Origin of the sequence: Methylotenera sp., from assembly GCF_013141425.1 — a bacterium.
Classification (GTDB): Bacteria; Pseudomonadota; Gammaproteobacteria; order Burkholderiales; family Methylophilaceae; genus Methylotenera.
In genome coordinates this window covers 1-3500 of record NZ_JABFRA010000016.1, presented here as the reverse complement: position 1 = coordinate 3500, position 3500 = coordinate 1, and the positions used below count along the sequence as shown (strand labels likewise).

Annotated in this window: 4 protein-coding genes and 1 riboswitch; of the genes, 2 read left to right on the top strand and 2 right to left on the bottom strand. The window is 39.3% G+C overall.

Annotated features, from left to right (window positions below; all coding sequences use genetic code 11):
- On the bottom strand, positions 1–117 hold a 117-nt coding region (locus HOO90_RS01360; protein WP_292838695.1), incomplete at its 3' end, for a cell division protein ZapA.
- A gap of 20 nt (positions 118–137) precedes the next feature.
- Positions 138–326, bottom strand: a complete 189-nt coding sequence (locus HOO90_RS01355; RefSeq protein WP_292838693.1) for a hypothetical protein — start codon at positions 324–326, stop codon at positions 138–140.
- A 124-nt stretch (positions 327–450) separates the two neighbouring features.
- Positions 451–712: riboswitch (cobalamin riboswitch) on the top strand.
- Between the two features lie 143 nt (positions 713–855).
- On the opposite strand from HOO90_RS01355, the gene HOO90_RS01350 reads away from it, so the two are divergent.
- A complete protein-coding gene (locus HOO90_RS01350) occupies positions 856–2718 on the top strand; it encodes a TonB-dependent receptor (RefSeq protein ID WP_292838691.1) in 1863 nt (620 codons plus the stop codon).
- A 76-nt stretch (positions 2719–2794) separates the two neighbouring features.
- Positions 2795–3376: a hypothetical protein gene (locus HOO90_RS01345; RefSeq protein WP_292838689.1), complete on the top strand. Its 582-nt coding sequence runs from the start codon at positions 2795–2797 to the stop codon at positions 3374–3376.
- Positions 3377–3500: the final 124 nt, after the last annotated feature.

Sequence of the window (3500 nt, the reverse complement as noted above, 5' to 3'; positions counted from 1 at the left end):
CATTTTTTTATCTAAAAAATTTACCGCGTTTATCAATCCTGGGCGCTCTTCATCGGTACACGATACCGTGAAATCTCTACCCATAATATTGACATCCACGCCTTTTATTTCGCTCATTTTACTTACTCAAACCTGCCTTAAGGCAAGCTCTCCATCAAAGCTTCAATTCGTTTGCTGGCAAGTTCCATTTTAGCCTTTAAGGCAACGGCATCACTTTGCGTTGCATTCAAATCAAGACGTAGCCGCTGATTTTCACTGCGTAAATCACTACACAATGAAATTAAGCCTGATAATTTTTCTTCTAACGCTTTTAAGTCCGCATCCATACGGTCACTATAATTGAAAAAAATGATTATAGTCAATAGCTAACGCGTATATTTCAAAGTATTACCGCATGTTGAAAATTATTGTTAATAAATTTCTTCGAATAAATTCAAAAAAGCGAGATATAATTCGCACTTGTTGTTAGGTGCCAAGTTTGTTTTCTACAAACAAGGTGAAACTGGGAAATAGGTGCATTAACGCTTAAAGCGTTAATTATTCCTATGCTGCCCCCGCAACGGTAAGTGAGTTTTTGATTCATTCAAATAGTTTTGCAATATGCCACTGAGTTAAACCTTAGAAAAAGGTAATACTTGGGAAGGTGCAAAATAGTAGGTTTTACCACCTAAGCCCACAAGCCCGGAGACCGGCCTAATTACTACATCGCTAGGAAATACCGCGGGGTGACGGTAATAAAGGCTGCGCTTTACTTGTCGATACTTCGTCCGCGCTTTCTTTTTTATTTTACTTTGCTGACTTCCCTAGTTTTTAAAAATCTACATGCGGGGCCGCGTGTAATTTAGGGACATGATAATGAAAAAAACTACGATAGCCAGCCTGATTGGCTTGGCGTTTTCTACACCAACATTTGCTACCGAAAATATTAATTTAGATGAAGTTATTGTGACTGCTTCACGCACACCGCAACTGCGCGAAAGTGCTATTGCTGACGTTACAGTGATTGATGCTGAAGAAATTCAACGCACAGGGCAATCCACTTTAGTTGAGCTATTAGCACGTCAACCAGGCATTGAAATTACCAGTAGCGGTGGCGCAGGAACTATTTCCAGCATTTTCATGCGCGGCACCAACTCTGGGCATGTAGTCGTACTGATTGATGGTTTACGGATAGATTCTGCTACGTTGGGTTCAACTGCCTTAGAAAATATACCCATAGGTCAAATAGACAGGATTGAGATTCTGCGAGGCCCAGCTTCAAGTCTCTATGGACAAGATGCTATTGGTGGAGTCATTCAAATCTTCACTAAGAAAAATTCTGGCGATGTTAAATTCAACGCAAATCTTGGTTACGGCTCATACAATACTAAAAGAGCTGACGCAGGCGTCAGCGGGAATATTCGCGATACACGCTTTGCATTAAACGTTTCTAGCTTAAATACCAACAGCTTTTCTGCAATTGATACCAAAAATAAAGACTATAACGACAATGATGCCAATCGCAATTTAGCATTTTCTGTCAATGTGACACATGTAATCGAATCTGGTCATGAGATAGGATTTCAATTTTTACACAGCGATGGTCGCGTACATTTTGACAATGCGAATAACTTTTCAAATTTTGATAGTTACTCAGACTCAAAACAATACAGCTGTGCCCTGTTTAGCAATAATCAATTCACTGATTTCTGGTTATCAAAAGTGCGTATCGGCCAAGGTACTGACGAAAGCCGCACATTTGACCAGTCGAGTGTTGTAGGCGGTGATTTTTACAAAACAAGTCAGTTTCAGCTCAACTGGCAAAATGACTTTAAGTTATCTGTTGGCGTATTAACCCTACTTTATGATGGTTTATACCAAAAAGTACAGTCTAACTCTGTATCTTACATAGTTAAAACACGTGATAACGACGGCTTTGTGGCTAACTACTTACTCGATTACAACGCACATTCACTACAAGTCAGTGCGCGCCATGATAGCAACTCACAATTTGGTAGTCACAATACGGGCAGTTTAGGCTACGGCTATAAAATAAATCCAAATTGGCGTGCCACGGCAAGTTATGGAACGGCTTTCAAAGCGCCTACCTTCAATGATTTATATTGGCCATTTAAAGATTATGGTATTTACGGGTCATATTCTGGGAACCCTAATCTAAAACCAGAGCAATCGCGTAATATTGAAGCGAGTCTACGTTATCAAGATATTGATACCACTCTATCAGCTACAGCCTTCCATAATAGTGTAGATAATTTAATTGCTTTAAATAATCAATTTACTGCTCGACCTGTGAACATCAATAAAGCAACGATAAATGGACTTAGCTTAAGTACTAGCCAACGTTTAGGCAATTTAAACTTGGGCGGTAGCTTTGACTTACTGTCGCCTAAAGACGATAAAACTGATAAGCTTTTAGTCCGTCGCGCTAACCGTCACACTAGTGCAAACGTAAGCTATTTTTTCGGAGATTGGCGCCTTGGGATAGAAGCCATCGCATCATCCATCCGTTTTAACGATGCAACTAATCAACATTCTTTAGCTGGTTATGGGCTGCTAAACGCAACGATTGATTACAAACTCAGCAAAGATTGGTCAGTTCAAACACGTTTTAATAATATTTTAGATAAAAAATATGCTTTAGGCTTGGATTTTGGTGGTGAAGCATATAGCACGCCAAGGGCTAACATATTTGTCAATATTCGTTATCAGCCAGACTAATCTAAAGTGTGCAAAAATGTTATGATGCTTCCCTATTTCTAATTAAGTATATAGCAAGCTTTGTAATGGAGAAAAAATGAAACAATCCGACAAACCAACTTACACAAAATCAATGGTGATGGCCGCCGCAATTGCATTCTTAATGCTACTCACACGTGGTAGCCATGCGCTAACTAGCGTGGCACTTCCTGATGCAAGTTTGGCTTTGTTGTTAATCGGTGGTTTGTATTTAAGAAAAACTGCTTGGTTTGCCTTTTTTGTTGTATTGGCAACGGTGATTGACTTTGGCGCTTCTACCATTGATAGTTGGTATGGCTTTTGTTTAACGGCTGGTTACTGGGGCATGTTGCCAACCTACGCGGCAATGTGGCTTGCTGGGTTTTGGTTGAGCAAACAAAGTGATAGTTTAGATGTTGTTAAATATACCTTTGCTGGTTTGTTAGCAACTTTCTTAGCTTTTATCATTTCTACACAAACTTACTACTTATTCTCAGATCGCTTTCCAAATAATGGCATTATTGAAACCATGCAATACGGCTGGAATTATTTGCCAAGTTACATGGGTTTCACTGCTATGTATTTATTGGCTTTTTGGTTGCTGGCCAAGGCATTTCCAAAACTGCATATTGTAAAAACAACATCCAGCAATATTGCGTAATTGCTTGGAAATTTTATTAAGCCGCGTTAGTTAATCTGCTAGCGCGGCTTTTTTATATTCTAAAAATTTAACTTTTTTCCTTGAGACGCTTATGACTGACATCACACTAATTTTAGGTGGGGCG